Below are 18,642 nucleotides of genomic sequence, written 5' to 3'. Positions count from 1 at the left end.
GTTATACCGGGGAAACAGGCGTCAGAAACCGTGGGAAAACGCGACTCTGGGTGCGCCAATACAGATAGAAAGTAAGCAGGGGAGAATGGAAAGAGATTGTTGACCGGAGCGACCGGGAGCCGTGTGTGCGGGTGGCCAAAGGGGCCACCCGCACTGGGACTTAAGGATTACAAATTGGCGGCGAGACGGGAGCCCTGGTCGATCGCCCGCTTGGCATCGAGCTCAGCGGCCTCGTGGGCACCGCCAATCAGGTGACTGGACTGTCCGCGAGCCTGCAGTTGCTCGTGTAGTTCTCGCAGGGGTTCCTGTCCGGCACACACAACGATGTTGTCCACTTCCAGCAGTTTGGCTTCTTCGCCGACGCGGATATGCAGTCCCTGATCGTCGATCTTGTCGTAGCTGACGCCCGCAAGGTTTTGTACCTGGCGGTGCTTCAGGCTGGTGCGATGGATCCAACCGGTGGTCTTGCCGAGTCCGGCGCCAACCTTGGAGGTTTTGCGTTGTAGCAGGAAAATCTGCCGCGGGCTGGTGACCGGCGCCTGGGGCTTGAGTCCGGCGCGGTGTTCGAGGTGGATATCCACGCCCCATTCGTCGAAAAACTCTTCCTTGTTGCTGGCGATCAGTTCATTGGCGTGGTCTTCGCTGTGGGTGAGGTATTCCGCCACGTCGAAGCCGATACCGCCGGCGCCGATAATCGCTACGCGCTTGCCCACTGGCTTTTTCGCCTTCAGTACATCCAGATAGCTAAGGACCTTGGGATGCTCGATACCGTCGATTGGCGGGGTACGCGGGGCGATACCGGTGGCGATCAGCACTTCATCGAAGCCTTCCAGGTTCTCTGCGGTAGCGCGGGTGTTGAGACGTACCTCGACACCGGTCAATTCCAGTTTGCGCTTGAAGTAACGCAGGGTCTCTTCAAATTCAGCCTTGCCCGGAATCTGCTTGGCGATATTGAACTGACCACCGACCTTGTCGTCAGCTTCAAAAAGAGTGACCTGATGACCGCGCTCCGCAGCGACGGTGGCCGCGGCAAGGCCGGCGGGGCCCGCACCGACCACGGCAATTTTCTTCACCTGCTCGGTGGGCAGGTAATTGAGCTCTGTTTCGTGACAGGCGCGGGGGTTTACCAGGCAAGAGGTGAGCTTCAGCTCAAAGGTGTGGTCCAGGCAGGCCTGGTTACATCCGATACAGGTGTTGATTTCATCCGCGCGGTTTTCCGCAGCCTTGTTGACGAATTCGGCGTCCGCGAGGAATGGGCGCGCCATGGACACCATGTCTGCATGACCGTTGGCGAGCACCTCTTCGCCCACCTGCGGCATGTTGATGCGGTTGCTGGTGATGACCGGCACGTTCAGGTGCTGTTTGACCTTGGCGGTAATTTCACTGAACGCCGCGCGCGGTACGCTGGTGGCGATGGTGGGTACTCGGGCCTCGTGCCAGCCAATACCGGTATTGATGATATTCGCACCGGCTTTCTCGATGGCCTGTCCCAGGGCTACCACTTCGTCGAAGTCACTGCCTCCCTCAACCAGGTCTAGCATGGACAGGCGGTAGATGATGATGAAGTCCTCACCTACGGCCTCGCGGATACGACGCACAATCTCAAGGGGCAGGCGGGTGCGGTTTTCGAAGCTGCCGCCCCAGCGGTCGTCGCGGTGGTTGGTGCGCGCAACGATAAACTGGTTGATGAAGTAGCCTTCGGAGCCCATCACTTCCACGCCGTCGTAGCCGGCCTCGCGGGCAAGGGTGGCACAGCGAACATAGTCGTCGATCTGCTGTTCCACTTCCGCATCGCTCAATTCCTTCGGTGTGAAGGGGTTGATCGGGGCCTGGATGGCGGAGGGGGCGACCAGGGCGGGATTATAGGCATAGCGGCCGGCGTGGAGGATCTGCATACAGATCTTGCCGCCTTCACTGTGTACCGCGTCGGTAATGGCGCGGTGCTCTGCGGCTTCCTCCGCGGTGGTCATTTTGGAAGAGCCCTGGAATACACCGCCTTCTTCGTTGGGGGCGATGCCACCGGTCACGATCAGGCCTACGCCACCGCGGGCGCGTTCGCCATAAAACGCGGCAAGGCGCTCAAAACCACCCGGGTGTTCTTCCAGGTTGGTGTGCATGGAGCCCATAAGGACGCGGTTCTTGAGGGTGGTGAAACCCAGGTCCAGGGGGGCCAGCAGATTGGGATAGGCGTGAGTCATGGTGCGTGTTCTCTTTCTGTCTACGACGGGCCTGATAATGAATCTTATATGCAAAAAGTTGCATATCCTGGCTCAAGGATAGCAAGCCCGGTAATTCGTTGGCAGTGACCGATCCGACCGAATCCTCTGGCCTCGCCGTATCGCTTTACGTATCCCAATCGCGGTGGCTACAGGAATGTGAAGTCTAGCCAAACAGAGAAATGATCTGCTCTCGCAGCCACTTGTGGGCCCCATCGTCACCCTGGCTGCGATGCCACAGCAGGTGCCAGTCCATCTGCGGGATCTGAAAGGGGAGTTCGAAACAGCGCGCGGGGTACTGTCGGGCGAGGCTGACCGGCACCGTGAGCGCCAGATCGGTCTTGAGAACAATCAGCGGTGCCACCCGGTAGTGTTGCACCCGCAGGCGGATCTTGCGCCGCCGGCCGAGCTTGTTGAGTGCGATATCCGCCAACCCGGGGCCGCTGCGGCGGCTGGAGACGTGGATATGCTCGAGCGAAAGATATTGTTCCAGGGTCAGGCTGGATTCACTGGCCAGGGGGTGGTCTGGTCGAAGCATGCATTGGTAGCGATCCGCAACCAGTCGCTGCTGGCTCAACTGTGAAGCGGAAACCATGGGAACATCGAGGGCAAAGTCCAGGCTGTTGGCGGCCAGCTCCTTGACCATCTGGTCTCGCGGCACATAGTAGGACTCGACGGTGATCCCCGGTGCCACCTGCTGCAGGTGCTCGAGCAATTGCGGCAGTACCAGGGTTTCCGCCATATCGTTCATGGACAGGCGCAGGGTTTTCTGTGCGCTAGACGGCTCGAACTGATGGTGTTCCGTCACGCTACTGCCGAGAAGCGCCAGTGCCTGCTGAACCCGGGGCATGATGTTCTCGGTCAGCGGTGTGGGGCTCATGCCATTGGGAGTGCGAATGAACAATTGGTCACCCAGTGCCCGACGCAGCCGTGCCAATGCATTGCTGACCGCCGGTTGGGTGATATGCAGGCGCTCGGCCGCGCGGGTTAGGTTGCGCGTGGCATAGATCGCATCCAGTACCGGGAACAGGTTCATATCGATCTGCTGCAGCTGTACGACCATTTTCCCGCCTTTCTCCCGTCATTGTGTTTCCCGATTGCCAGCAACTGGCCCGAGCCAACCATCATCACTGTGGTGAATGATTGAATATTTACATAATAAACTTTGATGATCCAAATAGAATCGCTAGCTTTATCTCCCAGTCGTGCCGAGGAGTGAATAACCCGGGACGTAATTCGAAACACCGGTTTCATCGTTTACTGTGCCAATCACGGGAGAGAGGCAGTGCCAGAAATCTTTGTCGTACGCCACGGCCAGGCGTCATTTGGTAGTGAAAATTATGACCAGCTATCCGAGCTCGGCTGGCAGCAAGCGCGCTGGCTCGGCGAACACTGGGGACAGGACGGACACCAGTTCGATCACATTGTCAGCGGTGATCTGCAACGGCATCGGGAAACCGCGCAGGGGATCTGTGAGGGGCTTGGCCTAGACAGGCAGCGTGTTGAGGAACTGCCGCAACTGAACGAGTTCGACTTCAAGAAAGTCATGCACGCTTACGGCGAAAAAGATCCCGCATCCGCGCCCGCCGCAGATGCCGAGCGCGCGGACTATTACCGGTTTTTGAAGCAGGCGATGCACGCCTGGTCTTCAGGGGAAATTGACGGCGCGGAGAGCTGGCAGCAGTTCGAGCAACGTCTTGAAGAAGTACTCGGTGTTCTCGCCGCTGGCGCCCGCGGGGGCAGGACACTGGTGGTCAGTTCCGGTGGTGCCATTGCGATGATGGTACGGCAGGTACTGGGGGCACCGGCACACAGTGTGACTCAGCTCAATATGCAGATAAAAAATACGGCAATCAGTCACTTTTTTGCCGGTCGCAGCGGCTTGACCCTGCACAGTTTCAACCATGTACCGCACCTGGATAACCGCGAGCGTCGTCAGTTTATTACCTATAGCTGAGTGGATCGCCAAGCGATCGCGGACGGAAACAGCCCTGATAAGAATGCAGAGAGAAAAGAGTTAGCCATGAACTTTGAATACTCCGAAAAAGTGCAGGGACTCCTGCAGCGCCTGAAAGCCTTTATCGCGGAGGAAGTCATCCCCGCAGAAAACACCTACTACGAACAGCTCGAACAGGACCGCTGGGGTGAGCCCCCAGTGATGGAAACCCTGAAGCGTAAAGCGAAAGATGCGGGATTGTGGAACCTGTTTTTACCGGATGAAAAATTTGGCGCTGGCCTGACGAATCTTGAATATGCCCCTTTGGCCGAAGAAATGGGCAAAGTGCTGTTTTCCTCCGAGGTTTTCAATTGCAGCGCGCCGGACACCGGCAATATGGAGGTGCTCACCCAATACGGGTCGCCAGAGCAACAGGACCGCTGGCTAAGGCCGTTGCTGGAAGGGAATATTCGCTCCGCATTTGCGATGACCGAACCCAAGGTTGCTTCCAGTGACGCGACCAATATTGAAACCGAGATTGTCCGCGATGGCGATGACTACGTGATCAACGGGCACAAATTCTACATCAGCGGGGCCATGAATCATCGCTGTGAAATCATGATCGTGATGGGTAAAACCGCACCGGATAGCGAAGACCGCTATCGCCAGCAATCGCAGATTCTGGTGCCAATGAATACACCGGGTGTGAAGGTGGTTCGTCCGATGACGGTGTTCGGCTATGACGATGCACCGGAAGGGCATGCGGAGATCATTTTCGACAATGTGCGGGTGCCGAAAGAAAACCTGATCCTCGGTGAGGGGCGCGGTTTTGAAATTGCCCAGGGACGTCTCGGCCCCGGTCGTATTCACCATTGTATGCGATTGATCGGACAGGCCCAGCGCGCACTCGAGGCTATGTCCAAGCGCGCTGAGGAGCGTATTGTATTCGGTCGTCCGATGATTAAGCAGGGCTCCGTGCGGGAAGATATCGCCCGCTCTGCCTGTGAAATTGAACAGGCGCGGCTACTCACCCTGAAAGCCGCGGACCAGATGGATCGTTATGGCAACAAGGCGGCGCGCGACCTGATTGCCATGATCAAGGTTGTAGCACCACAGATGGCCTGCAACGTGATTGATCGCGCGATCCAGATACATGGTGCCGCCGGTCTTGGGCAGGACTTCCATCTGGGGCGGGCGTATAGCTACGCGCGCACAATCCGCCTGGCGGATGGTCCGGACCAGGTGCACATGATGCAGCTGGGACGCAACCTCGCTGCGGCCTACGCGGCGAAGGAGGGTTGAATGTCGGAGGTAGAGCAAAAATCCGCGCCACAGCAGTCCTCGGTAGATCAGCTGGATACCGAACGCTTGCGGGAATATCTGATGCGCAATGTGCCGGACTTCTCCGGCCCGATAAAAAGTGCTGAAAAATTTTCCGGTGGACAATCTAATCCCACGTTCAAGCTGGAGACGGGCGCGGAAACCTATGTACTGCGCCGCCAGCCGCCCGGAAAGTTGCTCAAATCCGCACACGCGGTGGACAGGGAATTCCGCGTGATGCGTGCACTGGCTGGCACCGATGTGCCGGTTCCCAAGGTCGTACACCTGTGTGAAGACCGCGATGTGATCGGCTCCATGTTTTACCTGATGGAGTACTGCGAGGGACGTATTTTCTGGGACGCCGCTCTGCCAGAGCTGGACAACGCCCAGCGCAGCGCGTTTTACGAGGAAATGAGTCGGGTACTGGCGGCACTGCATTCGGTAAATCTCGACGCAGTGGGTCTTGCCGATTACGGCCGCCCCGGAAACTATTTTGAGCGGCAGTTTGGTCGCTGGCAGGGACAGTACCGCGCATCGGAATTGCAGCTGATTACTGCTATGGATCAGCTGATTCAATGGTTGGGAGACCATTTGCCAGAAGATGATGGCCGCATGTCACTGGTACACGGGGACTACCGGCTGGACAACATCATGTTCCACCCGACCGAGTCCCGCGCTATCGCGGTGCTGGACTGGGAACTCTCCACCCTGGGGCATCCGTTTGCAGACCTCGCCTACCAGTGTATGCAGCTGCGTATGCCTGCCAATAGCGGAAATATCTCCGGGTTAATGAACGTGGATTGCAAAAGCCTGGGTATTCCCTCGGAGCAGGAATATGTCTCGCGCTACTGCGATCGCATGGGTATTGAGCGGATTGATAACTGGGCGTTCTATCTCGCGTTCAGTTTTTTCCGTCTTGCGGCGATTATTCAGGGGGTCGCCAAGCGCGCTCATGACGGCAACGCGTCGAGCAAAAATGCAGCGGCGCTTGGTGCTCTGGTCGAGCCTCTGGCGATGATGGCGCTGGATGTTATCGAAAACGAAAGTTAACGAAGAATCAGATAATTACAACGATTGTTGGGAGAAATTTATGGCGACTAATCTGTTTGACCTGAGTGGAAAAATTGCCCTGGTGACCGGTGCCAGCCGTGGTATTGGTGAGGCTATCGCCAAACTGTTGGCAGAGCAGGGGGCCCATGTGCTGGTTTCCAGCCGCAAGATCGAGGGCTGTCAGGCGGTAGCGGACGCAATTAACGAAGCAGGTGGCAAGGCGGAAGCGCTGCCGTGTCATATCGGCAACTTGGACGATATTGCGCAAGTCTTTGCCCATATCCGCGATCATTACGGCAAGCTGGATATTCTGGTGAACAATGCTGCGACCAATCCGTACTTCGGACATATTCTTGATACTGATCTCGGTGCCTTCGAGAAGACCGTTGCGGTCAACATTCGCGGGTACTTTTTCATGTCCGTCGAGGCGGGCAAGCTGATGCGCGAAAACGGCGGTGGTTGCATTGTTAATACCGCCTCAATCAATGCGCTGCAACCCGGTGTAGGGCAGGGTATTTACTCCATCACCAAGGCCGCCGTGGTCAATATGACCAAGGCGTTTGCCAAGGAGTGCGCGCAGTTCAATATACGTGTCAATGCGTTGCTGCCGGGTCTGACAAAAACCAAATTCGCCGGTGCGCTGTTTAGTCATGAAGAAATCTACAACACCGCGGTGAGTCATATTCCCATGCACCGCCATGCGGAACCGGAAGAAATGGCGGGTACCGTACTGTATCTGGTGTCCGACGCGGGTAGCTATACCAACGGTGAGTGTGTGGTTGTAGACGGTGGGCTCACCGCATGTGGGGGGCTGTAATCATGGCAGAATTCAATCTTGATCCGTTGCTCGACTTTTCCGACAAAGTAGCGCTGATTACCGGTGCGGCCAGTGGATTCGGTGCGTTGCTCGCAGAAGAACTGGGGCGCCGGGGCGCAAGCCTGGTACTGGGGGATATCAACGAGGCGGGACTTGATTCCGTGGTGGAAAAACTGTCTTCCCTGGGAGTGTCCGTACAGGCAGTGGCCTGTGATGTGTCCTCGGAAACCGATTGTGCCTCGATGGTAGCGCTGGCCCGGGAAAACTTCGGGCGTCTGGATATTGCGGTAAACAACGCGGGTATCGCGCCGCCCATGCAGTATTTTGAAGACGTGGAAGAAGAAACCCTTGATCTACAACACCGCGTTAATGTGAAAGGGGTGTTCTTTGGCATGAAGCATCAGCTGAAACTGATGCGTAGCCAGGGCGGGGGGATCATCCTCAATGTGAGTTCCATGGCTGGACTTGGTGGCGCGCCCAAGGCTTCATCTTATGCCGGTGCCAAGCATTCCGTGATCGGCCTGACTCGTACCGCCGCAGTGGAATACGCGCGCCATAACGTGCGTGTGAATGCGGTTTGTCCTTTCTACACCCTGACTCCAATGATTACCGATATGCAGGCACCCGAGGGTGCCACGGTGGAGCAGGTGCACTCTATTTTTGCCGCGGGTAGCCCGATGAAACGCCTCGGCAAGCCCGAGGAGGTGGTCAGCGCAATGGTGATGCTCTGCTCGCCGGCACTGAGCTACGTGACAGGCCAGTCCCTCGCTGTGGACGGTGGTGTTTCCGCATTCTAGTTAAAAATTGATAGGGAGAGAGATCAATGTCGATAAGTATAAAACCACAGGACTTTGCCAGCGCGATTGGCATGGAAACCGATGCCACGGATTGGTTCCAGGTTGACCAGGATCGAATCAATAAATTCGCCGATTGCACGCTGGATCATCAGTTTATTCATGTGGACCCGGAAGCAGCCGCGAAATCGCCATTTGGCACTACCATCGCCCACGGCTTCCTCTCACTTTCGCTGCTTTCCTATTTTGCGGAGCAACTCCATGTAGCCCTGGAAGGGGTGAAAATGGGAGTGAATTACGGCCTGGATAAAGTCCGGTTTATCAATCCCGTGAAAGTGAACCAGCGGGTGCGGGCGCGCGCAAAGGTGCTCGATATCATGGAAAAAAAGCCGGGTCAGTTTCAGATCAAGATGGAAGTCACTGTGGAAATCGAGGGCGAGGACAAGCCCGCATTGATCGCCGAATGGTTGGTGATGCAATTTGTCTGAGAAACAGCAATCTGAAAAGAATATTCGATAATAGTGTTAACGGAGAGAACCATGTCTATTTCATTCGAAGGTAAGGTGGCCATCGTCACCGGTGCCGGTAATGGCCTCGGCCGATCCCACGCGCTCGAGCTGGCGCGCCGCGGAGCTAAAGTGGTGGTCAATGATCTTGGCGGTGCACGAGATGGCTCTGGCGGTTCGTTGACCGCGGCGGAATCGGTGGTTGCAGAAATTGAAGCCGCAGGCGGAGAGGCGATCGCCAACGGTGCCAATGTGACCGATTACCAGCAGGTTCAGGACATGGTCAAGGATGCCGCGGAGCGCTGGGGCCGTGTAGATATTCTGGTCAATAACGCCGGTATCCTGCGGGACAAGTCCTTTGCCAAAGCGCCGATCGATGATTTCAATCTGGTGGTGAATGTTCACCTGATGGGGTCGGTCAACTGCACCAAGGCCGTGTGGGAGATCATGCGCGAGCAGCAGTATGGACGGATCGTGATGACCACCTCTTCTTCCGGGCTTTACGGTAACTTCGGCCAGTCCAACTACGGCGCGGCAAAAACCGGCGTGGTTGGCCTGATGAACACCCTGTGTCTCGAGGGGGAAAAGTACGGCATTAAAGTCAACTGCCTGTCCCCGACGGCGGCCACCCGTATGACCGAGGACATTATTCCCGATCCAAAAGCGCTGGAACTGCTGACCCCGGAATCTGTCACCGCCGGGCTGATTGCACTGGTAGCGGACGATGCTCCTAATCGGTTTATCCTCTGTGCGGGTGCTGGTGCCTTCGCCAAGGCGCGTATTCTGGAGACCGAAGGTATCTACCTGCCTCCAGAGCAGCAGACTGCGGAGAACGTGCTCGCCAACCTGGATGCGATCGCCGATGAACGCGGTCAGCAGGAACTTGTGGGTGGCCTCAATCAGACGGTCAAGTTTATCCAGAAGGCGGCACAGGGCACGGGCGTCAAGCTCGACGGCTGATCGCGACCAACACTCAGGAGAATTCCCATGAAAGAAGCAGTCATCGTATCCACCGCCCGTACCCCCATCGGTAAAGCCTACCGCGGTGCATTCAATAATATTGAAGGACCGAGCCTGGCCGCGCACGCAGTGAGCGCTGCGGTTGAGCGCGCCGGTGTCGATGCTGGCGAGATTGACGATTGCGTGTTTGGTGTGGCCCTGCAGCAGGGAACCACCGGCACCAATGTCGCCCGCCAGATTGCGCTGCGCGCAGGCCTGCCGACAACCGTTGCCGGTATGACCATCGATCGTCAGTGTTCCTCCGGCCTGATGGCCATAGCAACCGCGGCCAAGCAGATCACCCAGGATGGTGTGCCGGTAACCCTTGCCGGTGGTATGGAGTCCATTTCCCTGGTTCAGAATCAGCAGATGAACAGCTTCCGCGTAGCGGATCCCACGCTGCTCTCCATGCACCCGGATATCTACCTGCCGATGATCGATACCGCAGAAGTGGTTGCCAAGCGCTATGGTATCAGTCGCGATCTGCAGGACGAGTATTCCCTGCAATCCCAGATGCGCACTGCGGCCGCACAGCAGGCAGGTCTGTTCGCCGATGAAATTGTCCCGGTCACCTGTAACAAGATCGTGGTGAACAAGGAAACCGGAGAACAGTCAGAACAGGAAGTGACCCTGAGCATGGATGAAGGCAATCGCCCGTCTACAACCATCGACGGTCTGCGTAGCCTGAACCCGGTCCGGGATAATGGTGTCATCACTGCGGGTAATGCTTCGCAGCTCTCCGACGGCGCTGCGGCCATGGTACTGATGGACGGTAAACTTGCCGAACAGCGCAACCTGAACCCTCTGGGGATATACCGGGGCATGGCGGTCGCGGGCTGTGAGCCCGACGAAATGGGTATTGGCCCGGTATTCGCAATTCCCAAGCTGTTGCAGCGCACTGGTCTGTCCGTAGATGACATTGGCCTGTGGGAGTTGAACGAAGCCTTCGCGGTACAGGTACTTTACTGCCGCGACAAACTGGGTATCGACAATGAAAAGCTCAACGTTAATGGCGGCGCTATATCCATTGGCCATCCCTATGGTATGAGTGGAGCGCGGATGGTTGGACACGCACTGCTGGAAGGCAAGCGTCGGGGCGTCAAGTATGTGGTGGTTACCATGTGCGTCGGCGGCGGTATGGGGGCAGCGGGACTGTTCGAAGTGGTCTGATCGCGGCATCGCAAAAAAATAGCGCCGGAAATGTAGCGCCCAATAAAAGGAGTAACCATGCGAGCACTGGTATGTGAGGCCTTTGGCCCGATAGACAATCTTAAAGTCCGCGACTGGCCTTTGGGTTCTCCAAGACCCCACGAGGTACAGCTAGAGGTACACGCTGCCGGGGTGAACTTCCCTGACGGCCTGATGGTTCAGGGTAAGTATCAGGTGAAGCCTGAGTTACCTTTTGTCGCGGGTGGTGAATGTGCCGGTATCATTCGTGAGGTCGGAGAAGCAGTAAAAGGCTTCAAGGAAGGCGATAGGGTTATTGCCATGCCAGGGCTCGCTGCCTTTGCAGAATCTGTCAACGTGGATCACAAGCTCCTGATGCCAATGCCTGCAGAACTGGATTTTCCGCAGGCGGCGGGTTTCTGCATCACCTATGCCACGTCGTACTATGCATTCAAGCAGCGCGCACGTTTGCAGCCCGGAGAAACCCTGGTCGTGCTGGGCGCTGCGGGTGGTGTGGGCGTGACGGCGATCCAGCTGGGCAAGCTGATGGGCGCGCGGGTGATCGCTTGTGCGTCCACCGATGAAAAACTCGCTTTCTGTCGAGACCTGGGAGCGGATGAAACCATCAACTACAGCCGCGAAAACCTCAAGGATCGTATTCGTGAACTGACCGATGGCAAGGGCGCGGATGTCATTTACGACCCGGTGGGTGGTGGATTTACCGAGCAGGCCTACCGCTCCATCGCCTGGGGTGGCCGCTATCTGGTGATTGGTTTCGCCGCCGGGGATATTCCAAACCTACCCCTGAACCTTCCTCTCCTGAAAGCCGGTGATATTCTCGGTATTTACTGGGGGGGCTGGGCAGCGCGTGATCCCAAGGGCAATATGCAGAATTTTAGCGAGTTGCTGGGTTTTGTGCAGGAGGGGCGACTGCAGCCGTTGACCACTGAGATATATGACCTGGATGACTTTTCTGAGGCATTTGCGGCGATTGGCGAACGCAGGGCCCGGGGCAAGGTTGTTTTGACCATGAATCGGGGCTAGTACCGCAATCACACCCCGTATTTCTCAGGATCTAACAAGACGTAAGTGAACAGTATTAAAAAAGGGAGTAGCACCATGGGCGCTACTCCCTTTTTTAATACTGTGTTGATTTTTTATCGTGGGCACTTACGGTAGGAGTCGGCAGTGCTGTCTCGCTTTCGCCTGCAGGTCGGCCGGTAGCTTCTCCTCTGCGGGCGACTGCTGTTGTCGCCGCCACTGGGAACACAGCTGGATATAACTGCCGGCTTCTACTTCGGCACGCAGCGTATGCCAGCCATCGGCTGTAGCTCGTATTCTGCCGGGCTTGGGGCGGTAGCGTTCCAGCCCTTGTTCGCGGTTATTGCCCTGGGGAGCGATCTGCCCGGGGGTGGCGCCAAGGTACTGGGCCGGGTGCAACAGGGCAATGGCTATGGCGATGGCGCTGAAGCCCGATGCGGCTTTGGAGAGCAGTCGGCTGTCGCGCGCGTTGAACTTTTTCACCGGTTTGATGGCGCGGGCACTGGCGAGTAATTTCTCGTCGATGGTACGTGGAGAGTGGAGTTTGTCCGCGGCCCGCCGATAGGACGATTCCCACTGATTACTAGACATGTTCAAGCTACCTCTACAGAACGATCAGCAGTAGCGGGGGAGGCTGCTGCAACTTTCGATGTTTTCCCCCAGGGAAGTGTGACGCGGGGCTTTTGGGGCCCGGTTTGCTTCTTGTCGACCCGCTCCTCTGTGGCCTTGTTGTTGGCATTCTCTTCGGCTGCTCGCGCCTCGGCTTCCTTCGCCAGGGTAGCTGCAGATTTCCAAGGTTTACGGGCGCTGCCATAGAGAGCATGTTCGATACTGTTGCGGCTTTCTTCCAGTATCGCCCGGCAATGCGCAAGGGTAGTGCCTTCGATATCCGCGACCGTAGCCAGGGATAGGCCGCATTCGGTGAACAGCAGAAAAACATTGCGCTGCATTCTGGGGAGTTGCTGGATCGCCCTCAGTACATCGGATCCTTTCAGGGCGCTGTGCAGCGCATCGCCGTGAGCACGGGCGGAATCATCTGAACGGTTGTCTGTATCGGGGGTATCTTTGTCTGGTGTGCACAGTAATCGGTTCAGGCGGATATATAGCCAGTTTTTCAGGCGTCTCCGTTGCAGCTCAGGCGGCGTGTCCAGGAATACACTCCAGAACGCTTCCATCAGCTGTGTGCAGCGATGGGGCACCATCTGAGCGCAGTAGCGAAACAGCTCGTCTTTGTAGCGAAGGTAGATTTCCTGGAAAGCCTTGTGATCGCGCGTATCGCAATAGCGACTTACCAGTTCTTCGTCACTGAGAATGCACAACTTATCCGCAAACATGGGATTGGCCTCCTTGGCTTTATTTCCCATAGTCACTTACCCGGTTGTACATCTCCTGGGCACTTCCTTGCCAGGAGTACTTCGTTAAACGAGTAAATTATCCGTTAACGTCATTTCGCCCTGCCTATTACCGGCAAGGTGCGAACTTCCTATTTTGCTCAGTGTTTATCGTGTCCGTCGTGGGATGTCGAATTGTTTTCTTGGTCATTCATTTTTTCTGCGTGACCGGTTACGACTTTTTCCCTTCTATTTTCGCTACTTTGTGTTTCCGCAGCACTTTCGCTGGTATTTTCCGGTGCGTTACCGCGTTTCTTCCACGAGGCCAGAAAGAGTGTGGCCAGGCCCAACAGGATTTCGTCAACAAACGGGATCAGGTCGGGAATGATCAGGTCAATCAGGAACAGCGCGCAGATCCACTTGAATAATTGTGGATGTTTTAGCCTGCGGGCATAGTTCAGAAACCAGACCACCAGGGAACTCGGGACTACACGCTTCATATAGATAGTGACTGGAACTGCTTTCGAGACCGTGATGGGAGTATAGCCCGAGGCCGCATGACCAGCAGAACGCGCAAAGGTTCCGGGTGCAATATTGCGCATAATCTGGCGCAACAAGCTTCTGAACTGGTCAACGATTAACCCGCTTGGGCGCAACACTAGTCTCACAAGTGAGGAGTATCAGGTGGTCGGTGGGGGTTGCCCCCGGAATGGCAGTGGCAATTGCTCCGGTCCCAAATCGGCGCGTAAATCCTTGAGTTTTACGCCCACCCCGAGCAGACGAATGGGATCGCTGCGCTTGTCCCAACTTTGTTGCAACAGTTGTTTGAATTCGCTGATGCGTGCGGATCGACTGCTGCGCTCCTGGGTAGACTGGGTGAAGTCGTTGTACTTGACCTTGATGATGGCGGCACTGATTTCATAGCGGTCGCCCAGTTTTTCCATACGCTCCTGAAGTCGTCCGAAAAGATGGGTCATCTGTTCTTGCCAGTCGTCGAGATTTTTCAGGTCTTCAGTAAACGTGTGTTCCACACTGACGCTCTTGCGCGAGCCGTCGCCGCTAACCGCCCTGTCGTCGACACCCCGGCAGAGCTGATACAGACGATTGCCAAACTTGCCGTATTTCTGCACCAGTTCAACCAGGCTGTAGCGCCGCAAATCGCTGCAGTTGTGGATTCCCTGGCGGTGCATTTTTTCTGCGGTGACGCGGCCGACGCCGTGAATCTTCTTCACCGGTAAGCGCAGGACAAAGTCTTCCACCGAGTCGGGGTGAATGACTGTCAGTCCATCCGGTTTTTGCCAGTCACTGGCAATTTTTGCGAGAAACTTATTGGGGGCGACACCCGCAGAGATGGTAATTCCCAGTTCCCGATGGACGCGGGCGCGGATCTCTTGGGCGATCAGGGTTGCGCTGCCGTTGCAGTGAGCACTGTTGCTGACATCCAGATAGGCCTCATCCAGGGAAAGGGGTTCTATCAGATCGGTATAGGAAAGAAAAATTTCCCGAATTTGCGCGCTGACTTCCCGATATTTTTTCATGTTACCCGGCACTACAATCAGGTCAGGACAGAGCTTTTTGGCTTGGGAAGTCGGCATCGCCGAGCGTACACCAAAGCTGCGCGCCTCGTAGTTACAGGTGGATATCACCCCTCTGCGGTCGCTGGCGCCGCCCACGGCAACCGGGCGCCCCCGGAGATTGGGGTCGTCCCGCATTTCTACCGAGGCGTAGAAGCAGTCGCAGTCGCAATGGATGATTTTCCGCATGCTGTGATTATATCCAGTATTTGACCTCAGGCCACGCTCTAATCGATGAACTTGTGTAGGTCGCTCTATCTTGGAGGTGCACCATGAGCCATATGCCATTATTGGAAATGCCCGTGGAGGAGCGGGTTAGCGCAGTTTTGGATGACATCCGAACCACGCTGGGAATGGTACCGGGGATATTCCGGGCCTGTGCCAACAACCCGACGATACTGACCCTGCTGTGGGAGAGATACCAGCATGTGATGCTGACCGGTGCACTGTCGCCAAGGTTGAAGGAGGGGATCGCGCTTATGGTGGCGGCGGATGAGCATAGTGATTATGGAATTGCACTACACAGCGCGACGCTGGAGAAATTCGGCGTGGATCCGCGAGAAGTGTTGAAAATACGCACGGACCCGGATCACGCACACTTTGACCCCAAAAATCATGCACTGCTCGAAGTGGCTCGACATGCGAACAACCGCCCTCATGATCACGCAGGTGAGGTGATCGATATGGCGAGAAAAGAGGGAGCCAGCGATGCGGAAATCATCGAGGCGTTGGCAGTAGCGGGCCTGGCCTCTGAAGTAAGTCGGACCGCTGCATTCCTTTCGTTGCCCTCTGATTGATCAGAACTGACGACTGCTTCTGGCAAAAGGTAGCAATGTAGTTCTGTTTAAATACCCCCGCGATCGTATGCTCAAAACGACATGAAGTATTGGATTGAGGTAGCAACGATGGCACTTGACCAGCGTTGCTAAAAAAGGCCGGCACAAAGGTGCCGGCAAGAGAGACAGTGCGAGGACGAACATGGGGCGCCGGGCTGTAATTCAGCCCGTCGCCAAGAAGGGAAACATCCTTAGAACTTGTAATTGGCCCCGAGGAAGAATCGACGGCCATTTTCCCATTCGCTACCCTGCAGGGTGGGACCGCCATCCAGTTCGAAGATATCACTGACGGTCTCATTGGTGAGGTTGAGTGCCTCGGCGCGCAGGCTCAGCTTTTCATTAACGTAGTAGCTGAACTGGGCATCCAGTGAAGTTTGCTCGTCGCGATACAGACTGCCAAATGAAGTTTTCGCGCGGAAGAATTCCGAGCGGTAGTTGTACGCGAGACGCGCGCTGAACAGTTCGTTCTCGTAGAAACCACTGATGTTGAACATGTTCTCACTGTTGCCCGGAAGGGTAACGGGCCCACTCTGGGTTTCTGCGTCACTGACGTCGGTATAGGTATAGTTACCCACCAGACCAAAGCCATTATCGAAAGTGTACTGAAGCTGGGCTTCCAGACCGCTCAAGTCCACACTGGGGCCATTTTGTGGCCTGCGCATGGAATCGATCTGCACCACACCGTCAGGACTGATAACCTGCTCCGCCCGGATTTCATCGAAGATATAGTCGTCAATCTGTTTGGTGAACATTGTTGCCGCCACCATGGCGCCATCGGTGAAATACCACTCGGCACCGAAGTCGAACTGGGTAGCGCGATAAGGCTCCAGCTCCGGGTTGCCACCAGAGCCAGAACTTGTTTCTGGAGTCAGTGATACAGAGGAGGTCAGCTGGCTCGGGCTCGGTCGCGCGATTACTTTGGCCGCGGCGAATCGCAATACTACATCGTCGCTGGCATCCCAGGCCAGGTTCAGGCTTGGCAGTACGTCAGAGTACTCCGCTTTAACTTCATCGTAGGTATATTCTCCCTGATCTTCAGAGAAACTCCAGGCACCGGCAGTGGTGTCTGTGGTTACGTAACGCACGCCAACATTACCGCGCAGGCCTGTGGCATCATCGGCAAAGTCCGCTTTCACATACAGTGCATTTACTTTTTCATTGATATCGAAAATGGACGGGTACCAGGTCGTATCGCGGTTTGAGCAGATTTCCGTGCTGCCAGCTGCACAATTGGGCAGTGCATCGAAATACGCATTCAGCTTGCTGCGATCCGGGTCGAAGTAAGCCGATGGCCCAAAGCCGGTTTCACCGTGCAGGCCACTGACCAGGGCGCCGCTCCAGAAGTCCGCTGCAGTACCGAAGTACGCATCGTTACCGTCCGCGCCCAAATTGGAAGCGTAGGTGCGAATTCGGTCTTGCCCGGTGTCGCGGTCGCGGGTTTTGTAACCCACCTTGATCAGGTTGAATGGGCCCCCTTCAATGTCGAACTCGGCATCAATCTGGGCATAGGCCTCCTCGTCAGTCATGGTGATCTGCGACTCGAAGTAACCGTTTAACACCAGCTCGTCAGCGGGATTGGTAATCCAGGCACTATCATCGAAGCTGGCGCTGGGACGACCGTTGTTGGTATAGGTCCAGTCGACACGGCCATCATTTGCCTGATTGAACCACTCGTAGAACCAGTCATTGGCATTGCCCTCCGAGGTGGTGCGACCGGCTTGCCCATGCAGGCGAACAAAACCCAGATCGTAGTTGGCTTCGAGATCCAGAACATCTGTATCCATGCTGGAACCATCGCGATAAATCACATCGTATGCGACGTGACCACCGGCAAGTGCGCCATCGATATCGGACGATGTCACCACGTTGCTGTTAACCTGGGTGTTGGTGCCACCATCGCGTACCGCATTGCGGGACAGTGGTAGGAAATTCTGGTTCACATTGGAAGCGCCCAGTTCGGAGGCGAGGTAGTGGAGAGTCACGTCGAACTGCTCATTCGGCGCATATTGCAGATTCAAATCAATGCCTCGGCGCTCCCGCTGCTGCTGGAATAGGGCGGACCCCAGTCCCCAGGGCACGTACACTTCGTCACCGGTATCCTGTGCATTGGTGGGGATATAGTTCCCCAGTACCTCGGCACCATGACGCTCAACCGAGCGATCCTGAAATACCACCGCTCCCAGTACGCCGAATGTGCCAGCGTCGTTTTTCCACGAAGCAAATGCCGAACCGGAGGGATCCCAAACATCCGGTAACTCGCTGTACTGGTTTTCCAGGCTCACCGATGCGGTGCCGGAATCCAGGTCCAGTGGCTTGCGGGTACGCAGCATAACGGTACCGCCTACAGAGCCTTCATCGATATCTGCCTGGGGCGTCTTGTACACCTCGGCACTGGCGATCAGGTCGGATGGCAGCATGGCGTAATTAAAGCCGCGAGACAGTGCACTCAGCACCTTCCACTGGGAAGTGGCAACCGTCTGGCCATTCAGGAGGGTCATGTTCAGGGAAGAGTCGGTACCGCGAATGGAAACGTTCTCGCCTTCACCGAAATCGCGGTCGATGGATACGCCGGGTACACGTTGCAGCGCTTCGGCCACGTTTTTATCCGGGAACTTGCCGATATCCTCGGCAGTAATCGCATCCACCACTGAATCGGCGTCGCGTTTCATATCGATATTCTGTTCCAGGCTGGCCCGAATCCCGGTAACAACCACTTCCTCCAGGCCCTCATTGCTGCTTTGTGCCAGCGCTCCGGTGGAAGCAATGGCCAGAGCGCTCAATGAGCCCAGGCGAATAAGAGAATGGTTAGCAGATTGAATGGCTCGACTGAGCTTGAGCATCTTTATCCCTCGCGCATTTGTTATTGAGTTATTGACGACTGAAAGACAGCGTTGTCGCGAGGAATAAAATATTTATTGATTTTCCTATCGTCAAGAATTATTCATGCTAGATGCTAAATATTGAATAATATTCGTCTATTTGGCGCGCTATTTATCGTTTTCGGCGGACAAGTGTTGGGGCGTTGGCCATGCGCAAGTCTCTTAGCTCTTAGTCT

General features: G+C 56.1%; 17 protein-coding genes. 10 read left to right on the top strand and 7 right to left on the bottom strand.

Features of this window, described 5'->3' with window-relative positions; translation table 11 throughout:
- Positions 1-167 precede the first annotated feature (167 nt).
- Together B4U49_RS16325 and B4U49_RS16320 are read right to left on the bottom strand one after the other, a co-directional pair.
- Complete coding sequence (locus B4U49_RS16325) at positions 168-2,198, bottom strand: NADPH-dependent 2,4-dienoyl-CoA reductase (protein WP_078085671.1); 2,031 nt, start codon at positions 2,196-2,198, stop codon at positions 168-170.
- Positions 2,199-2,382: 184 nt separating this feature from the next.
- Entirely contained in the window at positions 2,383-3,279 is an 897-nt protein-coding gene (locus tag B4U49_RS16320; protein ID WP_078085670.1) for a LysR family transcriptional regulator, read from the bottom strand.
- 222 nt (positions 3,280-3,501) lie between these two features.
- Between B4U49_RS16320 and B4U49_RS16315 the strand changes: the two genes are divergently transcribed.
- The 9 genes from B4U49_RS16315 to B4U49_RS16275 all read left to right on the top strand — a co-directional run bounded on the left by B4U49_RS16315 (position 3,502) and on the right by B4U49_RS16275 (position 11,849).
- Positions 3,502-4,173 (top strand): histidine phosphatase family protein, encoded by a 672-nt coding sequence (locus B4U49_RS16315; RefSeq protein WP_158078645.1) that lies wholly within the window; start codon positions 3,502-3,504, stop codon positions 4,171-4,173.
- A gap of 66 nt (positions 4,174-4,239) precedes the next feature.
- Positions 4,240-5,454: an acyl-CoA dehydrogenase family protein gene (locus B4U49_RS16310; RefSeq protein WP_078085668.1), complete on the top strand. Its 1,215-nt coding sequence runs from the start codon at positions 4,240-4,242 to the stop codon at positions 5,452-5,454.
- On the top strand, positions 5,455-6,522 hold the full coding sequence (locus B4U49_RS16305; protein ID WP_078085667.1) for a phosphotransferase: 1,068 nt from the start codon (positions 5,455-5,457) through the stop codon (positions 6,520-6,522).
- 40 nt (positions 6,523-6,562) lie between these two features.
- A complete protein-coding gene (locus B4U49_RS16300; protein ID WP_078085666.1) occupies positions 6,563-7,339 on the top strand; it encodes an SDR family oxidoreductase in 777 nt (258 codons plus the stop codon).
- A gap of 2 nt (positions 7,340-7,341) precedes the next feature.
- Positions 7,342-8,136, top strand: a complete 795-nt coding sequence (locus tag B4U49_RS16295; RefSeq protein WP_078085665.1) for an SDR family NAD(P)-dependent oxidoreductase — start codon at positions 7,342-7,344, stop codon at positions 8,134-8,136.
- Between the two features lie 26 nt (positions 8,137-8,162).
- A complete protein-coding gene (locus tag B4U49_RS16290; RefSeq protein ID WP_078085664.1) occupies positions 8,163-8,621 on the top strand; it encodes a MaoC family dehydratase in 459 nt (152 codons plus the stop codon).
- Positions 8,622-8,672: 51 nt separating this feature from the next.
- On the top strand, positions 8,673-9,599 hold the full coding sequence (locus tag B4U49_RS16285) for an SDR family NAD(P)-dependent oxidoreductase (RefSeq protein WP_078085663.1): 927 nt from the start codon (positions 8,673-8,675) through the stop codon (positions 9,597-9,599).
- 27 nt (positions 9,600-9,626) lie between these two features.
- Positions 9,627-10,808 carry an acetyl-CoA C-acyltransferase gene (locus B4U49_RS16280; protein ID WP_078085662.1) on the top strand — a complete coding sequence of 394 codons (1,182 nt, stop codon included), beginning with the start codon at positions 9,627-9,629 and terminating at the stop codon, positions 10,806-10,808.
- 57 nt (positions 10,809-10,865) lie between these two features.
- Positions 10,866-11,849, top strand: coding sequence for an NADPH:quinone oxidoreductase family protein (locus tag B4U49_RS16275; RefSeq protein WP_078085661.1), 984 nt, complete (start codon positions 10,866-10,868; stop codon positions 11,847-11,849).
- 126 nt (positions 11,850-11,975) lie between these two features.
- Here B4U49_RS16275 and B4U49_RS16270 read toward each other — a convergent pair whose 3' ends face one another.
- The 4 genes from B4U49_RS16270 to dinB all read right to left on the bottom strand — a co-directional run bounded on the left by B4U49_RS16270 (position 11,976) and on the right by dinB (position 14,940).
- Positions 11,976-12,437 carry a hypothetical protein gene (locus B4U49_RS16270; RefSeq protein ID WP_078085660.1) on the bottom strand — a complete coding sequence of 154 codons (462 nt, stop codon included), beginning with the start codon at positions 12,435-12,437 and terminating at the stop codon, positions 11,976-11,978.
- A gap of 2 nt (positions 12,438-12,439) precedes the next feature.
- Complete coding sequence (locus tag B4U49_RS16265; RefSeq protein WP_078085659.1) at positions 12,440-13,210, bottom strand: RNA polymerase sigma factor; 771 nt, start codon at positions 13,208-13,210, stop codon at positions 12,440-12,442.
- Between the two features lie 128 nt (positions 13,211-13,338).
- Positions 13,339-13,836 carry a DUF6116 family protein gene (locus tag B4U49_RS19295; protein WP_204903067.1) on the bottom strand — a complete coding sequence of 166 codons (498 nt, stop codon included), beginning with the start codon at positions 13,834-13,836 and terminating at the stop codon, positions 13,339-13,341.
- Positions 13,837-13,857: 21 nt separating this feature from the next.
- Positions 13,858-14,940 carry a DNA polymerase IV gene (gene dinB, locus B4U49_RS16255; protein WP_078085658.1) on the bottom strand — a complete coding sequence of 361 codons (1,083 nt, stop codon included), beginning with the start codon at positions 14,938-14,940 and terminating at the stop codon, positions 13,858-13,860.
- Positions 14,941-15,023: 83 nt separating this feature from the next.
- Between dinB and B4U49_RS16250 the strand changes: the two genes are divergently transcribed.
- Positions 15,024-15,548 carry a carboxymuconolactone decarboxylase family protein gene (locus B4U49_RS16250; protein ID WP_078085657.1) on the top strand — a complete coding sequence of 175 codons (525 nt, stop codon included), beginning with the start codon at positions 15,024-15,026 and terminating at the stop codon, positions 15,546-15,548.
- A gap of 230 nt (positions 15,549-15,778) precedes the next feature.
- Here B4U49_RS16250 and B4U49_RS16245 read toward each other — a convergent pair whose 3' ends face one another.
- The gene (locus B4U49_RS16245; RefSeq protein WP_078085656.1) at positions 15,779-18,427 is read right to left on the bottom strand and encodes a TonB-dependent receptor; all 2,649 of its coding nucleotides are present in this window, start codon (positions 18,425-18,427) and stop codon (positions 15,779-15,781) included.
- Positions 18,428-18,642 lie beyond the last annotated feature (215 nt).

The sequence above is a fragment of the Microbulbifer mangrovi genome (assembly GCF_002009015.1).
Taxonomy (GTDB): domain Bacteria; phylum Pseudomonadota; class Gammaproteobacteria; order Pseudomonadales; family Cellvibrionaceae; genus Microbulbifer; species Microbulbifer mangrovi.
The sequence above is the reverse complement of the archived record's forward strand: the minus strand, read 5'-3'. Positions and strand labels throughout refer to the sequence as shown.

Coding starts and splice junctions, on each gene's coding strand:
- B4U49_RS16310 (WP_078085668.1), top strand. CDS start 4,240: ATGAACTTTGAATACTCCGAAAAAGTGCAGGGACTCCTGCAGCGCCTG.
- B4U49_RS16265 (WP_078085659.1), bottom strand. CDS start 13,210: ATGGGAAATAAAGCCAAGGAGGCCAATCCCATGTTTGCGGATAAGTTG.
- B4U49_RS16280 (WP_078085662.1), top strand. CDS start 9,627: ATGAAAGAAGCAGTCATCGTATCCACCGCCCGTACCCCCATCGGTAAA.
- B4U49_RS16320 (WP_078085670.1), bottom strand. CDS start 3,279: ATGGTCGTACAGCTGCAGCAGATCGATATGAACCTGTTCCCGGTACTG.
- B4U49_RS16285 (WP_078085663.1), top strand. CDS start 8,673: ATGTCTATTTCATTCGAAGGTAAGGTGGCCATCGTCACCGGTGCCGGT.
- B4U49_RS16290 (WP_078085664.1), top strand. CDS start 8,163: ATGTCGATAAGTATAAAACCACAGGACTTTGCCAGCGCGATTGGCATG.
- B4U49_RS16325 (WP_078085671.1), bottom strand. CDS start 2,198: ATGACTCACGCCTATCCCAATCTGCTGGCCCCCCTGGACCTGGGTTTC.
- B4U49_RS16275 (WP_078085661.1), top strand. CDS start 10,866: ATGCGAGCACTGGTATGTGAGGCCTTTGGCCCGATAGACAATCTTAAA.
- B4U49_RS16250 (WP_078085657.1), top strand. CDS start 15,024: ATGAGCCATATGCCATTATTGGAAATGCCCGTGGAGGAGCGGGTTAGC.
- B4U49_RS16270 (WP_078085660.1), bottom strand. CDS start 12,437: ATGTCTAGTAATCAGTGGGAATCGTCCTATCGGCGGGCCGCGGACAAA.
- B4U49_RS16300 (WP_078085666.1), top strand. CDS start 6,563: ATGGCGACTAATCTGTTTGACCTGAGTGGAAAAATTGCCCTGGTGACC.
- B4U49_RS16245 (WP_078085656.1), bottom strand. CDS start 18,427: ATGCTCAAGCTCAGTCGAGCCATTCAATCTGCTAACCATTCTCTTATT.
- B4U49_RS16295 (WP_078085665.1), top strand. CDS start 7,342: ATGGCAGAATTCAATCTTGATCCGTTGCTCGACTTTTCCGACAAAGTA.
- dinB (WP_078085658.1), bottom strand. CDS start 14,940: ATGCGGAAAATCATCCATTGCGACTGCGACTGCTTCTACGCCTCGGTA.
- B4U49_RS16305 (WP_078085667.1), top strand. CDS start 5,455: ATGTCGGAGGTAGAGCAAAAATCCGCGCCACAGCAGTCCTCGGTAGAT.